Source organism: Streptosporangium sp. CA-115845, from assembly GCF_050943795.1.
Classification (GTDB): domain Bacteria; phylum Actinomycetota; class Actinomycetes; order Streptosporangiales; family Streptosporangiaceae; genus Streptosporangium.
In genome coordinates this window covers 3,107,446-3,125,883 of the sequence record NZ_CP191988.1, presented here as the reverse complement: position 1 = coordinate 3,125,883, position 18,438 = coordinate 3,107,446, and the positions used below count along the sequence as shown (strand labels likewise).

The window sequence follows — 18,438 nt, the reverse complement described above, 5'->3', positions numbered from 1 at the left end:
GTGGTGCTCACCGGTGGCCAAGCACATGCAGTTGGGTCGCGATGTCGCGGAGAACCGGGTGCGCCGCCGCCGCCTGCTCCAGGTCGAGCAGGGCGCGTGCGGCTCCGGGTTCGCCGTCGAGCAGCCTGCTGGGCACCAGGTCGGTGAAGATTCGCACACCGTGCACCTCGCCGGGCGCGAGGCCGGTCACGGCGAGAAGCCGCTCCAGTGCCTCACGGGTGAAGCGCCTGGGGGTGGGGTCGCGGTCGCCCCAGCGGCCCTCGGGGTCGTCCAGGACCTGGCGGGCCTCGTCGAAGCGTCCGGCGAAGGCCCGATGCAGCGCGGCGGCGAGCGGGTTCGCGGCGAGCACGCTGATCACGCCGCCCTCGCGCAGCAGGCCGGCCATGGCCGTCACCGCGCCGACCGGATCCTCCACGTACTCCAGCACGCTGTGGCAGAGCACCAGGTCGGTGCCACCGCTCGGGAGCAGCTCCCCCAGGTCCGCGGCGTCACCCTGCAGGGCGCGCACCTTCACCCCCGCCTCCGCCGCGCGGCGCTCCAGCGCGGCGAGCGAGTCGGGACTGGGATCGACGACCGTCACAGCGTGGCCCAGGTCGGCCAGGGGAACGGCGAAACCACCCGTGCCGCCCCCGGCGTCGACGATGTCGAGCCGATCACGGCCCGTCGCGGCCACCCGTTCGGCCAGCACGGCGCTCAGGACGTCCCATACGACCGCGGTGCGGACCGCCGGGGTGCCTGCGTGCCGTGAGATGCCTACGGCGTGCAACTTCAGATCGCCTCCTCATACGTGACGAGCCCAGCCTACGCCGCGCGTCCCCCGGCGCGGCCCAAGGACTATCCATACTCGTAATTGATCGAGTCTTTTTCCCCGTGCGGACAGACCTGGCCGGCGTGCCCGGAGGAAGGCGGTCGGATCCGCGGGAAAAGGGGGCGTCCGGGGGAGGTGCCTGACGAGTGCCCGTCCAGGCCGCGGGGGTGTGCGAGTGGATGAGGAGCCGTGGGGATGTGCGCCGAGGCGGGGAGACGGAGATCGGCTCCCCGCGGGGCGCGGCTAGAGCGTCAGCGACGGCTTGAGCTGCTTGAACCTGGCCATCAGGCCGTTGACGAACTGCGGCGACTCGTCGGTCGACAGCTCGGAGGCCAGGCTGACCCACTCACTGATGACGACGCCCTCGGGGACGTCGGGCATCCACAGCAGCTCGTAGGTGCCGCCACGCAGGAGGTTGCGGTCGACCGCGGGCATGCGGTCGAGCGTCCAGCCGTCGGCGTAGGCGGTGATCAGCTCGTCGATGCGCGTCCGGTGCCTGCACACGCCTTCGACGATCGTCGTGGTGTATTCGTTCACGGGCGGCTCGGCCCGCTCCAGGCGCTCGGCGAGAACGCTGAGCGGGTCCTCGCTCCGTGCCTCCGCCTCGAAGAGGATGTCCAGCGCGCGCCTGCGCGCCTTACCCCGTGCCGACATCAGGCGCGGCCGAGATAATCGCCGGTGCGGGTGTCGACCTTGACCTTCTCGCCGGTGGTGATGAACAGCGGCACCTTGATCTCGGCACCGGTCTCCAGCTTGGCGGGCTTGGTGCCGCCGGTGGAGCGGTCGCCCTGGAGGCCGGGCTCGGTCTCGGCGACGATCAGCTCGACGGCCGCGGGCAGGTCGACGTAGAGGACGTTGCCCTCGTTGATCGCCACGGTGGCCAGCATGTTCTCCAGCAGGTAGTTGGCGGAGTCGCCGACCGCGACCCTGGAGACATGGAGCATGTCGTAGGTCTCGGTGTCCATGAAGACGTAGTCGTCACCGTCCATGTACGAGAACTGCATCTCGCGCTTGTCGACGTTGGCCACCTCGACCTTGACGCCCGCGTTGAAGGTCTTGTCGACGACCTTGCCCGATAGCACGTTCTTGAGCTTGGTGCGGACGAACGCGCCGCCCTTGCCGGGCTTGACGTGCTGGAACTCCACGACAGCCCAGAGCTCACCGCCGTCGAGCTTGAGCACCAGGCCGTTCTTGAGGTCGTTCGTCGTCGCCACTAGTTCTCTCCTGCGTACGGCCGCTCTTAGAGGACGAGCAGCTCTTTGGTCGTCCGGGTGAGAAGTTCCGGCCCGCCATCACGCGCCACGAGCGTGTCCTCGATGCGGACACCGCCCCTGCCGGGAAGATATACCCCAGGTTCAACCGTGACCGGAACTCGGTCCTCTATTCTAGCGTGCTCACGGTCAGGCTCTGGCTTTCGCGGAGACAGGAACGGCATCTCGTGGATCTCCAGCCCGACTCCGTGGCCGAGCCCGTGCTTGAAGAACTCCCCGTATCCCGCCTCGGCGATCAGGTCGCGGGCCGCGGCGTCCACCTCGTGGAACGCCGCACCGGTCCGCACGGCCCGGCGGCCGGCCCGTTGGGAGGCGCGGACCAGGTCGTACAGCTCGCGCTGCCAGCCGGCGGGCTCGCCGATCGCCACGGTTCTGGTCATGTCGGCGTGGTAGCCCCGGTACAGCGCCCCGAAGTCCATGGTGACCAGGTCTCCGCGCTCCAGCGGCCGGTCCGAGGGCGAGTGGTGCGGGATCGCACCGTTGGGCCCGCTCGCGACGATCGTGTCGAAGGCGAGCCCGTCCGCGCCCAGTTCGACCATCCGGCGCTCCAGCGCCCTGGCCACCTCCTTCTCGGTCAGCCCCGGACGCAGTTCGGGCAGGACCTCGGCGAAGGCCCGGTCGGTGAGCTCGCACGCGGTGCGGATGAGATCGATCTCGGCGTCGTCCTTGACCATGCGCACCGACTCCACCAGTCCCGACAGGCGGAGCCGGTCGCCGCCCAGCCGGAAGTAGGTGGCGACGGACATGTGGTCGGCCTCGATGCCCGTCCGGCCGCTCTCCGGTAGCAGCGCCGCGGCGACGTCGAGTTCCTCGACCACCTCGATGTCGGCGCACAGCCGCCGGGCGGCCCCGATGTAGCGGGAGTCGGTGGCCAGCGTGGCGCCGGCGTCGGCCCGGACCAGGACCGCCGCGTTGGAGCTGGCCAGGCCGGTCAGGTAGCGCACGTTCACGCCGCCGGTGACCAGGATCGCATCCGTCTCGTGAGCGGGGAGCAGGGCCGTCAGGCGCTCGCGGCGCCGGGCATGGATGAGGCTCATGTCCCACATGCTATTGACCCTCGTACTCCGGTGTCGTTACCTTCCCAAGGAACGTTAGGAAGCTTTCCTAACTTTCCCCTACCAGGAGCGCCGATGCGACGCATTCTCGCCGCCGTAGCCCTCTTCGCACTCGTGTCAGCCGGGAGTCCCGCCACGGCCGACAGCACCGCCGGATTCATCAGGGTGGACCAGGTCGGGTTCGCCCCCTCGGAGACCAAGCAGGCCTACCTCATGACCACCGGTCCGGCCGCGGGCGCCCGCTTCACCGTGGTCGATCGCAGGGGGCGGGAGGTGATGAGCGGCCGGGCCGGAGCGGATCTCGGCACCTGGAACGCCCGGTACAAGCACGTCTACTCCATAGACGTCAGCAGGCTCCGCACCCCGGGCGAGTACCGGATCAAGACCTCCACCTCCACCTCGGCGAGGTTCCTGGTGGCCCCCGCCGCACAGTTCGCCCGGCCGGCGTCCAAGGTCGTCACCTTCTTCGGTTCCCAGCGCGACGGCGCGGACGTGATCCGCGGCGAGCTGGGGCGCAAGCCCAGCCACCTGACCGACCGCGACGCCACCGTCTACGAGTGGCCCACCTTCACCGGCCCCGGTACCGACCAGATCCAGGGCGAGCTGACCAGGATCGGCGGGGGTGTCGACGTCGAGGGCGGCTGGTTCGACGCGGGCGACTACCTGAAGTTCACCCACATCCAGTCCTACGTCGACACGCTGCTCTGGGCGGCCAGCCGCGACGCGGGGCCGGTGGTGGACCCCCGCCTGCGCGCGGAGGCCGCGCACGGCCTGAAGTGGCTGGACAAGATGTGGGACGAGGAGTCCAGGACCCTCTACATCCAGGTCGGCATCGGCGCGGGCAACGCGGAGGGCACGTTCTTCGGCGACCACGACATCTGGCGCCTGCCCGAGGCCGACGATCTGGACACCGGTGAGGGGCGCCAGTACATCCGCAACCGCCCGGTCTTCCGCGCGGCCCCTCCCGGCCGGCCGATCAGCCCCAACCTCGCCGGCCGTACCGCTGCCGCCTTCGCCCTGGCCGCCCAGGTCGAACCCAGCCGCGCGCGGGCCAGAAAGCTGCTGGACAAGGCCGCCTCGATCTACGCGCTGGCCAAGACCGAGGACGTGGGACAGCTCGTCACCTCGCTGCCGTGGGCGTTCTACCCCGAGAGCGTGTGGCGCGACGACATGGAGCTCGGCGGCGCCGAGCTCGCGCTGGCCGCGCAGCGGCTGGGCGACCCCAGGGCCGGGGAATGGCTGAAGCAGGCCGCGCACTGGGCCGGCCAGTACCTGCGGCACGACGCCGGCGGTGACACGCTCAACCTCTACGACGTCAGCGCCCTCGGTCACGCCGACCTGGTCCGCGCGCTGCGCGCCGCCCGGGAGACCGGCCTGGCCGTGGACGAGTCACGCCTGATCGGCGACCTGAAGGCCCAGCTGGAGATCGGCGCCGGGCGCGCCGCCGCGGACCCGTTCCGGGCCGGGGCGGTCTACAACGGGTTCGACGCGGTGCCGCACGCCTTCGGCCTGGCCGCCACCTCCCGGCTGTACCGGTCGGTGAGCGGCGACCGCTCCTACGACGCCTTCGGCACCCAGCAGCGCAACTGGACCTTCGGTGCCAACGCCTGGGGTGTGTCGTTCATGGTCGGCGTGGGCGAGAACTTCGAGCGCTGCCCGCACCACCAGATCGCCAACCTCAACGGCCGCGTGGACGGCCGCCCGCCTTACGCCACCGGCGCGGTGGTGAACGGCCCCAACAGCGAGGACCTTTTCAAGGATGGCCTGGGCGGGCACTTCGAGGAGATGAAGCGCTGCCCGGGTGACGGCGTGGACCGCTACGAGGAGTTCACCGGGCGCGGCTCCCGCTACGTCGACGACGTGCGCTCCTGGCAGGCGTCGGAGCCCGCCGACGACTTCGCGGCGATCGCGCTGTACGCCCTCACGTTGATGTCGAACGATCGGTGACCCGCGGACAGCGCGGATAGCTCTGTACCGCCTGGCACCCGCCGGTTGCCGGAACCGGCGGGTGCCAGGCCAAGCCGATCGCGATGTCCGAGAAGGTCAGGAGGCGAGTTCCCTGACCTTCTCGATGAGCCGGAGGCGCTCTGCGTGGGTGCGTCCCAGCGGGGCGACGTTGATGGTCGTGACCCCCGACTCGCGCATCGCCTGCAGCCGCTCCCTGACATGCCCCTCCGAGCCGATCAGCGACATCTTCTCCAGCATCTCCCCCGGAACGAGCGCGGCGGCCTCGTCCTTCTTTCCCTCCAGGTAGAGGTTCTGGATCTGCTCGGCCTCCTTCTCGTAGCCGTACCTGCGGGCGAGGTCGTTGTAGAAGTTCCTGCCCTTGGCCCCCATCCCGCCGATGTAGAGGGCGGCCATCGGGCGGCCCAGCTCCAGCCAGCCCGAGACGTCGTCGCCGATGGCCAGCGACGCCTGGGCGATCACGTCCAGCTCTCCCAGCGCCGGGTCCCGCTTGGCCCGGCCCGCCGCCAGGGAGGCTCCCCACACCTCGGCCGCCTTCTCCGGCATGTAGAAGATCGGCTCCCAGCCCTCGGCCAGCTCGGCGGCCAGCTCGACGTTCTTGGGACCGATGGCGGCGATCACGACGGGGATGCGGTCGCGGAGCGGGTGGTTGATGAGCTTCAGCGGCTTGCCGAGACCGGTCCCCTGGTCCGCGGGGAGCGGGACGGTGTAGTGCCTGCCCTCGTAGTTCAGCCGCTCACGCCGCCACACCTGGCGGCAGATCTCGATGACCTCGCGGGTACGTCCGAGCGGGGCGTTGTACGGGACACCGTGGAAGCCCTCGATGACCTGCGGCCCCGAGGCCCCCAGGCCGAGGGTGAAGCGGCCGTCGGAGACGTAGTCCAGGCCCGCCGCGGTCATGGCCAGCAGGGCGGGGGTGCGGGAGTAGATCGGCAGGATGCCGGAGGCGATCTGCAGCCTCTCGGTCTTGGCCGCGATGTAGCCCATCTGGCTGACCGCGTCGAAACTGTATGCCTCGGCGACGAAGACGATGTCGAGACCGGCCTTCTCGTAGTCGGCCAGTTCGGCCACCGTCTCCTTGAAGCCCCCCGAGTAGCTCAGGGCCATACCGATACGCATCGTGAGATCGTCCTTCCGCAGCGCCGACGAAACCGAATGTTGTTCCGTTGCCTTGGCTGTAAAGGCTATCGACTCACCGCCGAAGCACCAAGCCCCGCCCGCCGGGCCGGTAGCCTACGCATTCCGGGGTAGGGGATCTTTGACGGCGACAAGGAGGGGTGTGCTGAGGCGGTCGATCATCGTGGTGGCGGGAGCCCTGGCCTTGACTCTTGGCGGGCACCGGCTCCTGCCGGAACTGGGCGGGTTCACTCCCGTGCTGGAGAGCCTCCTTCCCTGGCTCGGCGTCGCGATACCTGTCCTGCTGATCTGCGCGCTGGCCACCCGCTCATGGCGGGTGATCCTCGCGGCGCTGCTCCCGGCGATCGTCTGGGGCCTCATGTTCGGCCCGACGCTGCTGCGCAGCCCGCCCGGCGGCCCCAGCGACCTGTCGGTCGCCACGCTCAACGTGGGCGCGGCCAACGCCGACTCGGCCGAGGCCGTACGGTCGGTCGCCAAGGGCCGTGACCTGGTCGCGGTGCAGGAGCTGACCGCAGGAGGCCCGGCGGCGGAGATCCTCAGCGAACGCTTTCCCCATCACTACCGGATCGCCACGGTCGGCCTGTGGAGCCGGTTCCCGATCGTCGAGGCCCGCAAGGCCGACATCGGCCTCGACTGGGCGCGGGCGCTGCGAGCGGTGGTCGCCACCCCCAAGGGGAGACTGACCGTGTACGTCATGCACCTCGCCTCCGCCCGGCCGGGCCAGACCGCGCAGCGTGACGAGACCCTCGCCCACGCCCGCAGGATGATCGACAAGGACGACAGCGCGCGCCTGCTGCTGCTCGGCGACCTCAACACCGCCACCACCGACCGCAAGCGCTCCGGCCTGGTGCCGCCGCTGTCGGACGCCCAGCAGGAGGCCGGTACGGGGTTCGGCTTCACCTGGCCCGCGGCCTTCCCCGTCACCCGTCCCGACCACATCCTCTACCGCGGCCTGACCGCCACCGGGGCGGGCGTCGAGCGGGCCGCGGGCAGCGACCACCGCGCCGCCTTCGCCTCGCTGCGCCTGACCTCCCAGAAACCGGGCTGACCGGACTGACCGCCGGGCCTGAGGGTCCGGAGGGCTCGGAGGGCTCGGAGGGCTCGGAAGGCTCGGAAGGCGAGGCCGGAACGGGCCCCTGGCTCCGGCGGGTCCGCCCAGGTTGGGCTCAGGGGGTTCGGACGGCGACTCGGGCGGCGAGGCCGGAACGGGCCCGTAAAGCCGCCGGGCTCAGCCGGGGCGGGCGGCTCGGGCGGCGGCCTCGGAGCGGGCCCGCAGCGCCGACAGGTCCGCCGGGGTGTCGATGTCGGCGGGGTCCGCCACGTCGTCGCAGGGGACCGCGACGACCAGTTCGGGATGGGCCTTCAGAAACGGGCGTGCTCCGGCGTCACCGGTCGCGAGCCGGGAGACCTCCGCGAAGTGCTCCCTGGCGATCAGCACCGGGTTCCGCCGCGCCCCGCCGTAGGTGGCGACGGCGACCGAGGCACCCCGCTCCGCGGCCCGGATGAGCCGTTCCACCGCCGCCGGGCCGACGAACGGCTGGTCCACCAGGCTGATCACCACCTGCTCGGCGGTGGCGGGGATCGCGTCCAGACCGGCCCTGAGCGAGGAGCCCATCCCCGAACTCCAGTCCGGGTTGTGGACGGTCACCGCCCCCGGCACCCGGACGGCGGCCGCCCCGAGCACCACGACCACGGGCCGGCAGCCACCGTCCTGGAGCACCCTGACCCCCCGGTCCACCAGCCGCTCCCCGCCGAACTCCACCAGCGCCTTCGGCGTGCCGAGCCGCGAGCCGGACCCGGCGGCCAGCAGCAGCCCCGCGCTCACCGTTCCCGCCGGTTCCGCTCCGGCCGTACTCACGCGCCGGGCCCGTCGCCGTGAACCGGGTCATCGCCATGAACCGAGCCGTTGCCATGAACCGGGCCGTCGCCGTGGATCCGGCCGGAGCCGTCGGTCAGCGGCCTGCCCGAGCCGCCCCAGCGCAGCTGGATCAGCTCGGCGGCGATGGAGACCGCGGTCTCCTCGGGGGTGCGCGCACCCAGATCCAGGCCGATCGGCGAGCGGAGCCGCTTCAGCTCGGCCTCCCCCAGCCCTGCCCGCGCGAGCCTGGCCAGCCGGTCCTCGTGGGTACGGCGCGATCCCATGGCACCGACGTAGCCCGCCGGGGTGCGCAGGGCCACCTCCAGCAGCGGGACGTCGAACTTGGGATCGTGGGTGAGTACGCAGATCGCGGTCCGCTCGTCCACGGTGACCGAGGTGAGGTAGTCGTGCGGCCACTTGACGATCACCTCGTCGGCCTCGGGGAAGCGCTTGGCCGTGGTGAAGACCGGCCGGGCGTCGCACACGACCACGTGGTAACCGAGGAACTTGCCGATCCTGGCGACCGCGGCGGCGAAGTCGATCGCGCCGAAGACCAGCATCCGGGGCGGCGGCGCGAAGGACTGCACGAAGACCGACAACTCGTCGAGCCGCCGCTCCCCCCGGGCCCCGTACCTGCGGGCGCCCGTCAGCCCCTGCGCCAGCATGCCCCGTACGTCGTCGTCCACCGCCTCGTTCAGCCGGTCCACCCCCAGGGAGCCCGAGGAGCGGTCCGGCCAGATCACCCGGCGGCTGCCCGCCGCGCCCGGCCCGGACAGGATCGTCGCCACCGCCACCGGCTCGTGCCCGAGCACCGAGGCGGCGACCGCCCCCAGCTCGGGGAAGGTCTCCTCAGAGACCGGCTCGACGAACACGTCCAGGATGCCGCCGCAGGTCAGGCCGACGGAGAAGGCGTCGTCGTCGCTCACGCCGTACCGCTGCAGGACGGGCCTGCCCGAGGAGACCACCTCCTGGGCCAGCTCGTAGACGGCCCCCTCGACGCAGCCACCCGAGACGCTGCCCGCCGCCTCGTCGCCGAGCACCGCCATGGACGCCCCAGGCGGCCGGGGGGCGCTGCGGAAGGTGTCGACCACGGTGGCCAGGCCGAACGTCTCCCCCGCCTCCCACCAGCGCAGGACCTGCGACAGAACATCACGCACGAGTGCCTCCCAGCAGCATTGCCAGTTCTTCGAAGGCGGCCAGACTGTGCCCGGCCACGAAGTCGTCGATATGGGGAAGGGCGGCCCGCATGCCGGCGGTGAGCGGCTGGTAGCCCTCCTGCCCCTTGTGCGGGTTCACCCAGATCACCCGGTGGGCCGTCCGCGACAGCCTGGCCATCTCCGCCCCCAGCAGCGAGACGTCGCCGCGCTCCCACCCGTCGGACGCGATCACCACCGTCGCGCCGGCCGCGTCGTTCAGCGCCAGGAGCCGCCGGAGTTCCGCACCCAGCCGGGTGCCGCCGCTCCAGTCGGGAATGGCGCGGGAGACGGCGTTCATCGCGGTGGCCGGGTCGCGGTGGCTCAGCTCGGCGGTGAGCCGCGTCAGCCGGGTGCCCGCGCTGAACACCTCGGTGGCCCCGGGCTCCGACCTGACCAGCGCGTGGGCCAGGCGGAGCAGCGTGTCCGCGTACGGGGTCATGGAGCCGCTGACGTCGACCAGCAGCACGACCCTGCGGGGTCTGGTCCGGTGCGCGCGGTAGCGGAGCCCGGCGATCTCCCCGCCCCTGCGCAGGGTCTCGCGAATCGTCGCCCTGCCGTCCAGCCGCCCCCGGCGCGAGGGCCTGAAACGTCGCGACCGGCGCCGTTCCCGGCCCACCCGCAACAGGGCGAGCAGCCGGTGTACCTCGGCCAGCTCCGGTCCCGTCATCCTGGCCACGTCACGGGTGCGCAGCACCTCCGTCGCGCTCGCGGTCGCCGCGAGCGCGGGGGAGTCACCGCTCTCCTCCCGATCGGGCCGGGTCTGCGGCAGCGCCGCGGTGTGCCGGGTGACGGTGATCGCCGCCGGTCTCGCACGGCCCGCGCGCCGCCCTTCGAAGTAGGCCGCGAAGACCCGGTCGTAGCGGGGCAGGTCATCGGCCGAGGCGCACAGCGTGAGCCTGCCCGCCCAGTAGACGTCGGTGGGCTCCGCGGCGTCCAGGTGGGACAGGGCGCGGAGCAGGCCCTGGGTTCGCTCGTGATCGGCGGGCACCCCCGCGGCACGCAGGGTCCTGGCGAAACCGGTCATGACCGCGACCAGGTCCTCGCCGTTCCCGGCGGGAAGGGCGGCGCCGTCATCCGTGGCGGGCGGGCCGCCGGTGTCCCGATCCGCCGGGGCACCGGTCGCGCCGGTGGGGAAACCGGGGCCGTCAACGCCGGGCCACACCGAAGAATCCGTTCCCGAGCACGGTCTCGTGGTCCTCCCTGTGCTTGAGCAGGGCGCCCAGGGTGGCTGCCGCCACGTCGGGGTCGAGCTCGCGGGATCCGAGAGCCAGGAGTGCCTCGGTCCAGTCGAGGGTCTCGGCGATCCCCGGCGGCTTGATCAGGTCGGCCTCGCGGAGCCGTCCCGTCGCGTGAGCGACCTGCTCGGCCAGGATCGCGGAACAGCCGGGGAGCCGCCTGCGCAGGATCGCCACCTCCCGCTCGAAGGAGGGGTGCTCCAGCCAGTGGTAGAGGCAGCGCCGTTTCAGGGCGTCGTGTACCTCGCGGGTGCGGTTGGAGGTCAGCACGACCACCGGCGGCCGCGCGGCGCGGACCGTGCCGAGCTCGGGGATGGAGATCGCGAAGTCCGAGAGCACCTCCAGCAGGATCGCCTCGAACTCCACGTCTGCGCGGTCGACCTCGTCGATGAGCAGCACCGAGGGCTGGGTCTCGATCGCCTTCAGCAGCGGCCTGGCGATCAGGAACCTCCGATCGTAGACCTCCCCCTCCAGCCGGGCGGCGTCGGTGATCCCACCCGCCTCCGCCGCCTTCAGGTGCAGGAGCTGGCGGGCGAAGTCCCAGTCGTAGAGCGCCTGGGCGGCGTCCAGCCCCTCGTAGCACTGCAGGCGGATCAGCGGCGCCCCGAGCAGCGCGGCCAGGGTCCTGGCCAGCTCGGTCTTGCCGACGCCGGCCTCGCCTTCGAGGAGCAGCGGGCGCCCCATCCGCAGTGCGAGAAAGGCGGCCGTGGCGAGCCCGGTATCGGCCAGATACGACCGCTCGTCGAGCAGCTCCGCCAGCTGCGCGGGTGACTGCACGTTGGATGCCTCAATTGTCCGCCTGACCACCACCTCAGGTTACGCCCGGTGGCCGCGTTCTCGCGTTGTCACGCCGCACCCGTGGCACCGGGAGGAACCGGCCCGGCGAGGCGGCGCCGGGTATCGGGGGCGGACAGGTCTACCGCCGCCCCTCGAAGAGGTATCCTCACCCCCTGTCAGCTTCTCGGCCCTGAAGGGACCGAGCTTGCAGCTCCTCGCCGTACCTGGCGGGTACGGTTCAGGCCGCGTCATCGGCAGCGTGACTCACTGCCCTGCGACCGATGTTGATCGCGGCGTTGTGGTCGGCGGGGCCGGCGAACCCGCAGCCGAGGCACGTGAAGTCGTCCCGGCTGGGACGGTTGCGTTTGTCGCAGTGCCCGCACCGATGGCAGGTGCGGGAGGTGTTGCGGGGGTCGACCAGACGCACGGGCACGCCGGCGATGGCGGCCTTGTAGGTCACGAACGTGCGGAGCTGGTAGAGCGCCCACGAGTGCAGGTCGGCACGCTGAGCCTTACGAACCGTTACCCGGTCGCGGATGCCTTCGAGGTCTTCGAGGGCGATCCCGGTCTGGGTGTCTTTGGCTTTACCGACCAGATGCTTGGAGATGACGTGATTGGTGTTACGGGCGAACCGGGACTCCTTGCGGCGACGCGCCTTGAGAAGCCGCTTGGCGGACTTGGTGCCCTTGGCCTGGAGCCGGGCGCGCAAGCGGGCGTTGCGCCGCCGGACGGCGCGTACGCCCTTGCCGGTGTGGGTTTCGCCGGTGGAGTCGGTGGCCAGGTTCACGATGCCGAGATCCACGCCCAGCCACTCGTCCGGCTCATCACCCCGCGGCGGTTCGGGAACGTCGATCACCACGGCGAGGTAGAACGCCCCGCCGCGGTAGACGAGATCGGCTTGGCCGCGCATGATCGCCCCGGTAGTGGCCGGCCAGCGGCCCTGGTAGATCACGGGGATGACGATCCGGCCCGCGAGGGTGAGGATGCTGACGCGGTCGCGGCCCTTCCACGACAGAATGCGCTGGTCGTAGGCGACCGCCCCCAGCTTCTGGAAGGTCGGCTTGATGGTCTTGTCCCGCTTGTACGCCTCGCACGCTTTGGCGATCGACCGGATGGCCATCTGCGCCGACAGGCCGAACTCGTGCCGCAAGTCGGCGTAGACGAGTTTTTGCACCGCCATCTTGTTCGCGGTGTGGTGAGCGGACGCCACCTCGGCGGCCCGGTTGGCGGCGGCGTTGCAGACGCGCATCGTCGCCAGCAGGCTCTCGGCCTGCTCGGCGCTCGGGGCGAGCTTCAACATTTCCGTCACCAACACATCGTTGATGATGTCACTCAATGCTCATGGAAGGATCACATTCGTGCAGGACCGTTCCGCGCTTCCTACCGGCCCTGAAGGACCGGGCTTCCACGCTGTAGGTGTTTGGTGAAGAACCTCCTCGGCCAGATCAACACCCCGTCCAGAGTCGTCGTGGTGGCGTTCCTTGCCGTGGTCCTCACCGGTACGGGGCTGCTGTCGCTGCCGGTGGCGGTCGAGGGTGGCCAGCAGGCCTCGTGGACGTCGGCCCTGTTCACCGCCACCTCCGCGGTCTGCGTGACCGGTCTGGCCATGCACGACACCGCGGCGCACTGGTCGCTCTTCGGCGAGATCGTGCTCATGGTGCTGATGCAGATCGGCGGCTTCGGGATCATGACGCTCTCCTCGATCCTGGCGGTGCTCGTCTCCGGCAAGCTCGGCCTGCGCGCCCGCCTGAACACCCAGACCGAGACCAAGACCCTCGGGGCCGGCGACGTGCGGCGGCTGATCGTGGGAGTCGCCAAGGTCACGGTGATCGCCGAGGTGCTGACCGCCACCGTGCTCGCCATCCGGTTCGTGATCGGGTACGGGGAGCCGGTCGGCCGTGCCATCTATTACGGGATTTTTCATGCGATCTCGGCATTCACCAATGCCGGGTTCGCCCTCTGGTCGGACAGCATCATGGGGTTCGTCACCGACCCGTGGATCTGCCTCCCACTCGCGCTGGCGGTGATCGCCGGAGGTCTCGGCTTCCCGGTCTACGCCGTCCTGCGGGAGAACTGGCGCCGCCCGTCGCGCTGGACGCTGCACGCCAAGATCACGCTGTGGATGACCGCCGTCCTGCTGCTCGGCGGGACGCTGGCCATCACCATCATCGAATGGAACAACCCCGGCACGATGGGCGGCCTCTCCCCGGGCCTGCGGATCATGGCCGGGTTCTTCCACAGCACGATGACCCGCAGCGGCGGCCTGAACTCCGTCGACACCTCCCAGATGAGCGAGAACTCCTGGCTGGTCAGCGACGTGCTGATGTTCATCGGCGCGGGTAGCGCGGGCACCGCGGGCGGCATCAAGGTGACGACGTTCGCGCTCCTGGGCTTCGTGATCCTCGCCGAGCTGCGCGGCGAGCCCGACGTCTCGGCGGGCCGCCGCCGCGTCCCCGAGCAGCTGCAGCGCCAGGCCCTGACGATCGCGCTGCTGAGTGTGGCGTCGGTCGCGGCGGGAACGTTCGCGTTGATGACGGTGACCCCCTTCAAGCTCGACCGCGTACTGTTCGAGGTGATCTCCGCCTTCGGCACGGTCGGGCTGTCGACGGGGATCACCGCCGACGTCGGCACCGCGGGGCACCTGATCCTGACCGTCCTGATGTTCGTCGGGCGGCTCGGCCCGGTGACCCTGGGCGCCGCGCTGGCGCTGCACGTCCAGACCCGTCGGTTCCGATATCCGGAGGAGCGTCCCCTCGTTGGTTGACAAGAAGAACCGCGGCGACTCGGTCGTGGTCATCGGTCTCGGGCGGTTCGGCGGCGCTCTGGCGGCGGAGCTGGTGAGCCGCGACGTCGAGGTGCTCGGCGTGGACAGCGACCCCAAGAACGTCCAGCACTTCTCCGGCAGGCTCACCCACGTGGTGTGCGCGGACTCCACGGACCCGGACGCCCTCCGGCAGCTCGGCATCGCGGAGTTCGGCCGGGCCGTGGTCGGCATCGGCACCGACATCGAGGCGAGCATCCTGACCACCTCGATCCTGACCGACCTGGGGGTGGCGGACATCTGGGCCAAGTCGATCAGCCTGCAGCACAGCCGGATCCTGCAGCGGGTCGGCGCGCACCGCGTGGTGCAGCCGGAACACGACATGGGCGAGCGGGTCGCGCACCTGGTCATCGGTCGGATGCTCGACTATCTGGAGGTCGACGAGGGCTACGCCCTGATCAAGACCATGGCGCCCGGGTGGGCGGACGGCAAGAGCCTGGGCCGGCTGGGCATCCGCAGCGAGTACGGGGTCACCGTGGTCGGCATCAAGAAGCCCGGCGGCGGGTTCACCTACGCCACCTCGGAGACGGTCGTGCAGAGCGGCGACATCCTGCTCGTGGCGGGCGACACCGACAAGACCGAGCGGTTCGCCGAGGAGACCTGAGCGCCGAAGTGGCCCCACGGGGCTCGCCGGATCCGGCGCGTTCGGACGGTGGCGGCGGCGTCGAGGTGACGGCCCGCCGGTGGTTCAGCGGGCCTCGTCCGCCTCGCCGCGCTCCCTGATGAGAGCGGCGAGCTCGTGGACCTGGCGCATCGTGCGTTTCTTCTCCGACCCCTGCATGCCCATGGCGCCGACCGTGACCCCGTCGGCGAAGTCGATCTTCGCCCAGGGCTCGTTGTCGGTCAGGGTGACCCCGAGCACCTCGGCCCACTCGTAACGGCGCACCCTCAGCGGGTTGACGACGGTGATCCCCTGCTCGTCGGCCTCCACCCGGCACCGCCCCAGCAGGTGGAGGGCCCCGGCGATCACGAGGCCCAGCACGAGCATCCCGATCCTGTCGACCAGCGTGAACGGCGCCGGCAGGAAGATCGCCATCAGAACGGCGCCGAGCGTGATCACGCCCGCGAAGCCGTAGGCCACGATCCGCCCGTTCTTCGGCCGCCAGACGACGGGCAACGGGGGCGGGGAGACGCTCTCCGGGCTCACTCTCAGATCACGATCCTTCGGGAAACCACCGATCAAAACGGCTGCGACGGCTGGTCACGGTGCCGATGGCAACCTATCGCACGTCCCCGCCGCACCGATCACACGGCGCGGCGGGGTGCGTCGGCGATGCTCTAGGAGCGGAGTTCGCGCAGCAGCAGCGCCGCCTCCAGCGCCGCGACGGTGGCCTCGTAGCCCTTGTCCTCGTGACTGCCCGGCACCCCCGACCTGTCCACGGCCTGGTCGAGGGATTCGCAGGTCAGCACTCCGTTGCCGACCGGGACCTGCTCGTCGAGGGAGATCCGGGTCAGGCCCGCGGTGACGGAGTCGCAGACGTAGTCGAAGTGGGCGGTCTCCCCGCGGATCACGGCTCCGAGGGCGACGACCGCGTCGCAGCGCCTGGCCAGGGCCTGCACCACGACCGGGATCTCCAGCGATCCGGCCACCCGGACCACGGTCACCGCCGCGCCGCTGTCCTCCCCCGCCCGTACGGCCCGCGCCACGAGCTGATCGGTGATCTCCTCGTGCCACCGGGCGGCCACGATGCCGACGGTCAGCCCCCGCGCGTCCACGGCCGACACCACCGGCCGTCCTGTCCCACTCATCTGATCAACTCACTCCGCTCGCGGTTCGCGTTCGCGAACACCCCGTCCACACCGGCTCTCTCGCCACGCTCACTCATTCGCGCTCCCGGGGAATGTCGTGGCCAAGGCGGTCGCGCTTGGCCGACAGGTACTTCTCGTTGTACGGGTTCATCGCCACCGGCATGGGCTCACGGCCGACCACCTTGATGCCGTAGCCGTCCATGCCGCGCAGCTTGGCCGGGTTGTTGGTCAGCAGCCGGATCGACTTCACCCCCAGGTCCGCGAGGATCTGCCCGGCGTTGGAGAACTCCCGCGCGTCCACCGGCAGTCCGAGCTCCAGGTTGGCGTCGACCGTGTCGCTGCCGGCGTCCTGGAGGCTGTACGCCCGCAGCTTGGCCAGCAGCCCGATGCCGCGCCCCTCGTGCCCGCGCAGGTAGACGATCACGCCTCGGCCCTCGGCGGCGATCCGGGACATCGCGTGTTCCAGCTGCACCCCGCAGTCGCACCGCAGCGACCCGAGCACGTCGCCGGTCAGGCACTCGGAGTGCGCCCGGACCATGACGTTCTCGCCGTCCTCGATGTCGCCGAAGACCAGGGCCAGGTGCTCGCCGCCGTCCACCGAACTCGCGAAGCCGTAGGCCCGCCACACGCCGAACCTGTTCGGCAGCAGGGTCTCGGCGACCCTGGTCACCATCCGCTCGGTCCTGCGCCGGAACTCCACCAGCTGCTCGATCGAGACGAGCGCCAGATCGTGCTCGTCGCAGAAGCGGCGCAGCTCCGGCAGCCGCATCATGGTCCCGTCGTCGTTGACGACCTCGGCGAGCACGCCGGACTCGCTCAGCCCGGCGAGCCTGGCCAGGTCCACGGCCGCCTCGGTGTGGCCGCGCCTGACCAGGACACCGCCCTCCCGGTAGCGGAGCGGGAAGACGTGACCCGGCCGTACCAGCTCGGACGGGTCGGTCGCGGAGTCGGCCAGGAGACGGATCGTGCGGGCCCGGTCGGCGGCGGAGATCCCGGTGCTCACCCCGTCCCTGGCGTCCACGCTGATCGTGTACGCGGTGCGCAGGCGCTCCCTGTTGTCGTGCACCATCAGCGGCAGGCCGAGCCGGTCGAGGTCCTCACCGCGCATCGGCACGCAGACCACGCCGCTGCTGTGCCGGATGGTGAAGGCCAGCAGTTCCGGCGTGGCCCTGGACGCGGCGAAGATGATGTCGCCCTCGTTCTCCCGGTTCTCGTCGTCGACGACCACGACCGCCTTGCCCTCGCGGGTGTCGGCGATCGCGCGTTCGATCGGGTCCAGCTTGATCACACGGCCTCCTCGGGGACGAGCACGGTCCGCGACCTGTGCTCCTTGAGCCAGCTGACGAATCCGACCGGGACCGGTACGGGGGCCTCGAATCCCGCTTCCGCCCGGTTCACCGCTCGTCCCCCCTGCCGGCCTGGCCGTCCGTGCTCGCGGGGGCGTACGCGCCGATGAGCTTCTCGACGTGCTTGGCGATCACGTCGACCTCGAGGTTCACCGGGTCTCCGGGCTGCTTGGCACCGAGGGTGGTCAGGCGCAGGGTGGTGGGGATGAGGCTGACGGCGAAGCCGCCGGAGCCGACGCTCACCACGGTCAGGCTGATGCCGTCGACCGTGATCGACCCCTTCTCGACCACGTAGCGGTCGAGGTCGGACGGAAGGGAGATGCGGACGACCTCCCAGTGCTCGCCGGGCTCCCGCGACAGCAGGACGCCCGTCCCGTCCACGTGACCCTGCACGATGTGGCCGCCCAGTCGCTGGTCGGCGCGGACCGCGCGCTCCAGGTTGACCGGGGAGCCGGGCCTCAGCGCGCCGAGGGAGCTGCGGTCGAGGGTCTCCTTCATCACGTCGGCGGTGAACACCTCACCGGCCACGTCCACCACGGTCAGGCAGACGCCGTTGACGGCGATCGAGTCGCCGTGCCCGGCGTCCGAGGTGACCGTCCTGCCCCGGATGGACAGCCGGGCCGCGTCGCTCAGCTGCTCGATCCCGGCGATCTCACCCAGTTCTTCGACGATTCCGGTGAACATTCACAGCTCCTTGCGGGGGATCGCGCGAAGGCGGGCGGCCGAGGTGTCGCGGGGCCGGAGGCGGGACGTCGCCGGAGGGCGGGAAGCCGCGTGGGGGCTGACGGGGCATGCGCTCGGAGAGCGGGACAAGCCGGTGTGCCCGGTCAGGGAATGGTGGGGGCCGGCGGCGCCATGCCCGTGGGGGGCGGGCCCGGCCACTGGGCGCGTCCGCGTCCGATCAGTCACCCGAGGTCTCCTACTCGCCAGTAGCTGTCTGCCACGGCGGGCCCCGGGGAATTCGATGGGTGCGTACACCCGGTCAGCGGAGGGCGCCAAAGGGCACTCTCCGCTCGCGCGCTTCCTCCCATCCGGACTCTAACCGTCGGTCCTGGAGTTTCACCAGGTCAACCGGTCGATGGATTCGACCGGGTCGCGGACTGTAACCGCCGGCTCGGAATTTCACCGACCCCGGAGCACGCTGCTCTGTCTTGCTTCGGGAAGCGCGCCACAGGCGGCCCGCTTCCCGTACACCAGTGTGCCATGTCCGGCAAACCGCA

Annotated in this window: 18 protein-coding genes and 1 riboswitch; of the genes, 4 read left to right on the top strand and 14 right to left on the bottom strand. The window is 70.9% G+C overall.

Translation table 11 applies throughout. From position 1 onward, the window contains the following. Nucleotides 1–7: 7 nt before the first annotated feature. The 4 genes from ACQP0P_RS16395 to ACQP0P_RS16380 all read right to left on the bottom strand — a co-directional run bounded on the left by ACQP0P_RS16395 (nt 8) and on the right by ACQP0P_RS16380 (nt 3,116). A complete protein-coding gene (locus ACQP0P_RS16395; RefSeq protein WP_433377194.1) occupies nt 8–766 on the bottom strand; it encodes a class I SAM-dependent methyltransferase in 759 nt (252 codons plus the stop codon). A 285-nt stretch (nt 767–1,051) separates the two neighbouring features. Next, a complete protein-coding gene (gene nusB / locus ACQP0P_RS16390) occupies nt 1,052–1,462 on the bottom strand; it encodes a transcription antitermination factor NusB (protein WP_355550953.1) in 411 nt (136 codons plus the stop codon). Next, on the bottom strand, nt 1,462–2,022 hold the full coding sequence (gene efp / locus ACQP0P_RS16385; RefSeq protein ID WP_343979490.1) for an elongation factor P: 561 nt from the start codon (nt 2,020–2,022) through the stop codon (nt 1,462–1,464). The genes nusB and efp overlap by 1 nt, the downstream gene beginning before the upstream one ends. A gap of 26 nt (nt 2,023–2,048) precedes the next feature. Beyond that, nucleotides 2,049–3,116 (bottom strand): M24 family metallopeptidase, encoded by a 1,068-nt coding sequence (locus ACQP0P_RS16380; protein ID WP_433377189.1) that lies wholly within the window; start codon nt 3,114–3,116, stop codon nt 2,049–2,051. A gap of 93 nt (nt 3,117–3,209) precedes the next feature. Here ACQP0P_RS16380 and ACQP0P_RS16375 point away from each other — a divergent pair, with 93 nt between their 5' ends. Continuing rightward, nucleotides 3,210–5,081 (top strand): glycoside hydrolase family 9 protein, encoded by a 1,872-nt coding sequence (locus ACQP0P_RS16375; RefSeq protein WP_433377187.1) that lies wholly within the window; start codon nt 3,210–3,212, stop codon nt 5,079–5,081. A gap of 96 nt (nt 5,082–5,177) precedes the next feature. Here the strand turns inward: ACQP0P_RS16375 and ACQP0P_RS16370 are convergent, their stop codons facing one another. Beyond that, complete coding sequence (locus ACQP0P_RS16370; RefSeq protein WP_433377184.1) at nt 5,178–6,218, bottom strand: LLM class F420-dependent oxidoreductase; 1,041 nt, start codon at nt 6,216–6,218, stop codon at nt 5,178–5,180. A 160-nt stretch (nt 6,219–6,378) separates the two neighbouring features. Between ACQP0P_RS16370 and ACQP0P_RS16365 the strand changes: the two genes are divergently transcribed. Beyond that, complete coding sequence (locus ACQP0P_RS16365; RefSeq protein WP_433377182.1) at nt 6,379–7,284, top strand: endonuclease/exonuclease/phosphatase family protein; 906 nt, start codon at nt 6,379–6,381, stop codon at nt 7,282–7,284. A 180-nt stretch (nt 7,285–7,464) separates the two neighbouring features. Here ACQP0P_RS16365 and ACQP0P_RS16360 read toward each other — a convergent pair whose 3' ends face one another. The 5 genes from ACQP0P_RS16360 to ACQP0P_RS16340 all read right to left on the bottom strand — a co-directional run bounded on the left by ACQP0P_RS16360 (nt 7,465) and on the right by ACQP0P_RS16340 (nt 12,602). Beyond that, complete coding sequence (locus tag ACQP0P_RS16360) at nt 7,465–8,094, bottom strand: nucleotidyltransferase family protein (protein ID WP_433377179.1); 630 nt, start codon at nt 8,092–8,094, stop codon at nt 7,465–7,467. Continuing rightward, nucleotides 8,091–9,251, bottom strand: a complete 1,161-nt coding sequence (locus ACQP0P_RS16355) for an XdhC family protein (protein WP_433377177.1) — start codon at nt 9,249–9,251, stop codon at nt 8,091–8,093. The genes ACQP0P_RS16360 and ACQP0P_RS16355 overlap by 4 nt, the downstream gene beginning before the upstream one ends. Beyond that, nucleotides 9,244–10,452 carry a vWA domain-containing protein gene (locus ACQP0P_RS16350; protein WP_433377174.1) on the bottom strand — a complete coding sequence of 403 codons (1,209 nt, stop codon included), beginning with the start codon at nt 10,450–10,452 and terminating at the stop codon, nt 9,244–9,246. The genes ACQP0P_RS16355 and ACQP0P_RS16350 overlap by 8 nt, the downstream gene beginning before the upstream one ends. After that, a complete protein-coding gene (locus tag ACQP0P_RS16345) occupies nt 10,436–11,332 on the bottom strand; it encodes an AAA family ATPase (RefSeq protein ID WP_433377171.1) in 897 nt (298 codons plus the stop codon). Before ACQP0P_RS16345 ends, ACQP0P_RS16350 begins: the two co-directional genes overlap by 17 nt. Nucleotides 11,333–11,540: 208 nt before the next feature. Further along, on the bottom strand, nt 11,541–12,602 hold the full coding sequence (locus ACQP0P_RS16340) for an RNA-guided endonuclease InsQ/TnpB family protein (RefSeq protein WP_433381914.1): 1,062 nt from the start codon (nt 12,600–12,602) through the stop codon (nt 11,541–11,543). Nucleotides 12,603–12,725: 123 nt separating this feature from the next. On the opposite strand from ACQP0P_RS16340, the gene ACQP0P_RS16335 reads away from it, so the two are divergent. Together ACQP0P_RS16335 and ACQP0P_RS16330 are read left to right on the top strand one after the other, a co-directional pair. Beyond that, the gene (locus ACQP0P_RS16335) at nt 12,726–14,066 is read left to right on the top strand and encodes a TrkH family potassium uptake protein (RefSeq protein ID WP_433377168.1); all 1,341 of its coding nucleotides are present in this window, start codon (nt 12,726–12,728) and stop codon (nt 14,064–14,066) included. Beyond that, nucleotides 14,059–14,727 carry a potassium channel family protein gene (locus ACQP0P_RS16330; protein ID WP_433377165.1) on the top strand — a complete coding sequence of 223 codons (669 nt, stop codon included), beginning with the start codon at nt 14,059–14,061 and terminating at the stop codon, nt 14,725–14,727. Before ACQP0P_RS16335 ends, ACQP0P_RS16330 begins: the two co-directional genes overlap by 8 nt. A gap of 84 nt (nt 14,728–14,811) precedes the next feature. Here ACQP0P_RS16330 and ACQP0P_RS16325 read toward each other — a convergent pair whose 3' ends face one another. From ACQP0P_RS16325 to ACQP0P_RS16310, 4 genes are all read right to left on the bottom strand, one after another. Further along, nucleotides 14,812–15,270 (bottom strand): PH domain-containing protein, encoded by a 459-nt coding sequence (locus tag ACQP0P_RS16325; RefSeq protein ID WP_433377162.1) that lies wholly within the window; start codon nt 15,268–15,270, stop codon nt 14,812–14,814. Between the two features lie 131 nt (nt 15,271–15,401). Next, complete coding sequence (ribH, locus tag ACQP0P_RS16320; RefSeq protein WP_350924481.1) at nt 15,402–15,872, bottom strand: 6,7-dimethyl-8-ribityllumazine synthase; 471 nt, start codon at nt 15,870–15,872, stop codon at nt 15,402–15,404. Between the two features lie 73 nt (nt 15,873–15,945). Further along, entirely contained in the window at nt 15,946–17,160 is a 1,215-nt protein-coding gene (locus ACQP0P_RS16315; protein ID WP_433377158.1) for a bifunctional 3,4-dihydroxy-2-butanone-4-phosphate synthase/GTP cyclohydrolase II, read from the bottom strand. Nucleotides 17,161–17,266: 106 nt separating this feature from the next. After that, on the bottom strand, nt 17,267–17,902 hold the full coding sequence (locus ACQP0P_RS16310; RefSeq protein WP_433377155.1) for a riboflavin synthase: 636 nt from the start codon (nt 17,900–17,902) through the stop codon (nt 17,267–17,269). Nucleotides 17,903–18,231: 329 nt separating this feature from the next. Then, a riboswitch (FMN riboswitch) is annotated at nt 18,232–18,362 on the bottom strand. Between the last annotated feature and the right edge of the window lie 76 nt (nt 18,363–18,438).